Genomic DNA, 3,388 nt, shown 5'->3' with positions numbered 1-3,388 from the left:
TGGCTCCCCCTGTTGGACTCGAACCAACGACCCTTCGGTTAACAGCCGAATGCTCTACCGACTGAGCTAAGGAGGAATATGACTAAACAGAGAAGAATAATATCTTCTCTGTTTAGTAAGGTGTCGGCAGCACCCTATCTTACCGGGACGTTACCATCCAAGTATTTTCGGCGAAGAAGAGCTTAACTACTGTGTTCGGCATGGGAACAGGTGTGACCTCAACTCAAACGCCACCGACTAAGTGAAGAGGAACGAATCCTCAAAATTGAATAATGAAAAAGCTGTTGGTTAAAAGGAGTAGTCATAACCAATAAGGTTAAGCCCTCGACCGATTAGTACTCGCTAGCTAAACACGTCACCGTGCTTACACTTTGAGCCTATCAACCTTGTAGTCTTCAAGGGGTCTTACTCTGTAAACAGAAGGGATATCTTATCTTAAGGGCGGCTTCACGCTTAGATGCCTTCAGCGTTTATCCGTTCCGCACATAGCTGCCCAGCTGTGCCACTGGCGTGACAACTGGTGCACCAGAGGTGCGTCCATCCCGGTCCTCTCGTACTAGGGACAGCTCCTTGCAAATATCCTACGCCCACGACAGATAGGGACCGAACTGTCTCACGACGTTCTGAACCCAGCTCGCGTACCGCTTTAATTGGCGAACAGCCAAACCCTTGGGACCGAATTCAGCCCCAGGATGCGATGAGCCGACATCGAGGTGCCAAACCTCCCCGTCGATGTGGACTCTTGGGGGAGATCAGCCTGTTATCCCCAGGGTAGCTTTTATCCGTTGAGCGACGGCATTTCCATTCACATACCGCCGGATCACTAACTCCAACTTTCGTTACTGCTCGAACCGTCATTCTCGCAGTTAGGCTCGCTTTTGCGTTTACACTCTGACGCATGGTTTCCATCCATGCAGAGCGAACCTTTGAGCGCCTCCGTTACTCTTTAGGAGGCGACCGCCCCAGTCAAACTGCCCACCTAACAATGTCCCCCGACTTGCTTCAAAGCCGCAGGTTAGAATTCCAGCACTCCAAGAGTGGTATCCCAAGGTCGACTCCACACAAGCTGACGCCTGTGCTTCCCAGTCTCCCACCTATCCTGTACGTGAAATACCGAAATCCAATATTAGGCTACAGTAAAGCTCCATGGGGTCTTTCCGTCTAGTCGCGGGTAACCGGCATCTTCACCGGTACTACAATTTCGCCGGGCGGGTTGTTGAGACAGTGCCCAGATCGTTACACCTTTCGTGCGGGTCAGAACTTACCTGACAAGGAATTTCGCTACCTTAGGACCGTTATAGTTACGGCCGCCGTTTACCGGGGCTTCAATTCAATGCTCTCACATCTCCTCTTAACCTTCCGGCACCGGGCAGGTGTCAGCCCCTATACGTCATCTTTCGATTTAGCAGAGACCTGTGTTTTTGCTAAACAGTCGCCTGGGCCTATTCTCTGCGGCTCAATCACTTGAGCACCCCTTATCCCTAAGTTACGGGGTCAACTTGCCGAGTTCCTTAACAACCCTTCTCCCGTTGGCCTTAGAATCTTCTTCCTATCTACCTGTGTCGGTTTGCGGTACGGGCACCTAAGATATCCATACAGCTTTTCTTGTCTCTTTCCATGATGACTTCTCTACTCATTTTCGATCCCTTACGACCGGGTCAACCATCGCCCGGCTACATCACTTCTAAAGCGTCCCTGTACTTAAATCTTTCGGTGGCTACGGAATTTCAACCGTATGTGCATCGGCTACGCGTCTCCGCCTCGCCTTAGCCCCCGGCTTACCCTGAGCGGACGAACCTTCCTCAGGAAACCTTAGATTTTCGGCCATTATGATTCTCACATAATTCTCGCTACTCATTCCGGCATTCTCACTCGAATAAAGTCCACCAGCGCTTCCGCTCTGACTTCACCCCTTATTCGACGCTCTCCTACCACTCTAAATTTCTTTAGAATCCCAAGCTTCGGTACATTGTTTAGCCCCGTTGAATTTTCGGCGCAGGGTCACTCGACCAGTGAGCTATTACGCACTCTTTTAATGAGTGGCTGCTTCTAAGCCAACATCCTGGTTGTTTATGCAACCCCACATCCTTTTCCACTTAACAATGTTTAGGGACCTTAGCTGTGGGTCTGGGCTGTTTCCCTTTTGACAATGAGACTTATCTCACATTGTCTGACTCCCGTGAATCAATTATCTGGCATTCTTAGTTTGATAGGGTTCAGTAATCTTTCGACCCCTAGCCCATTCAGTGCTTTACCTCCAGTAATCTTTCACGAGGCTAGCCCTAAAGCTATTTCGGAGAGAACCAGCTATATCCGAGTTCGATTGGAATTTCTCCGCTATCCACACCTCATCACCGGCCTTTTCAACGGACGTGTGTTCGGCCCTCCATGGAGTTTTACCTCCACTTCAGCCTGGACATGGATAGGTCACTCGGTTTCGGGTCTATTGCATACGACTTTTTCGCCCTGTTCAGACTTGCTCTCGCTTCGGCTCCGTGCCTTAAGCACTTAACCTTGCCGCATACAATAACTCGCCGGACCATTCTACAAAAGGTACCCGATCACACTTTGACGTGCTCTCGGTGCTTGTAAGCATAGGGTTTCAGGTTCTTTTTCACTCCCCTCCCGGGGTTCTTTTCACCGTTCCTTCACAGTACTATTCGCTATCGGTCATTAGGTAGTATTTAGGCTTGGAGGATGGTCCCCCCATCTTCCCACGGGGTTTCACGTGTCCCGCGGTACTTTGGATACAGCTCGCTGATTCTCTCTTTCGCTTACGTGACTCTCACACTCTTCGGTACGTTTTCCCACACGTTTCAACTAGAAATTATCAATGCTAAATGCTGTCCGAAACCCCATAAGTATTGCTACCTATGGTTTAGCCTCTTCCGCTTTCGCTCGCCACTACTCACAGAATCTCGGTTGATTTCTCTTCCTCGCCCTACTTAGATGTTTCAGTTCAGGCGGTTCCCCTCATATACCTATTTGATTCAGTATATGATGTATGTGCATACACATACGGATTGCTCCATTCGGAAATCTGCGGATCAATTCATACTTGCTGATCCCCGCAGCTTATCGCAGCTTATCACGTCCTTCGTCGGCTCCTAATGCCAAGGCATTCTCCCTACGCTCTTCTTAGCTTAACCATTTTTGAATTATGTCTAATCCTCTTAATTTTTATGCTAATTGCAGGTTTTTTACCCGACTTTAACTTTCGTTATTGTCGTTCATTTTTCCTCATTTGCATTACTTTTGCTTTTCATTATTCAATTTTCAAGTTTCGTTCCTTGCAAGATCTCTCTTGCTGGTGGGCACAAGTGGACTCGAACCACCGACCTCACGCTTATCAGGCGTGCGCTCTAACCACCTGAGCTATGCGCCCATT

The 3,388-nt window shown here is 49.0% G+C and carries 2 tRNA genes and 2 rRNA genes; all 4 read right to left on the bottom strand.

Annotated features, from left to right (window positions below):
- Positions 1 to 76 (bottom strand) — tRNA-Asn (locus DW015_RS08865).
- Between the two features lie 45 nt (positions 77 to 121).
- Positions 122 to 238: ribosomal RNA gene (gene rrf, locus DW015_RS08860) — 5S ribosomal RNA — on the bottom strand.
- A 74-nt stretch (positions 239 to 312) separates the two neighbouring features.
- Positions 313 to 3,149 (bottom strand): 23S ribosomal RNA (locus DW015_RS08855).
- A 159-nt stretch (positions 3,150 to 3,308) separates the two neighbouring features.
- A tRNA-Ile gene (locus DW015_RS08850) sits at positions 3,309 to 3,385 on the bottom strand.
- Positions 3,386 to 3,388 lie beyond the last annotated feature (3 nt).

Source organism: Ruminococcus sp. AF37-20, from assembly GCF_003460465.1.
In the GTDB taxonomy this organism is placed as follows: Bacteria; Bacillota; Clostridia; order Oscillospirales; family Ruminococcaceae; genus Hominimerdicola; species Hominimerdicola aceti.
Note: the sequence above shows the minus strand (reverse complement) of the source record. Positions and strands in the feature narration are given on the sequence as shown.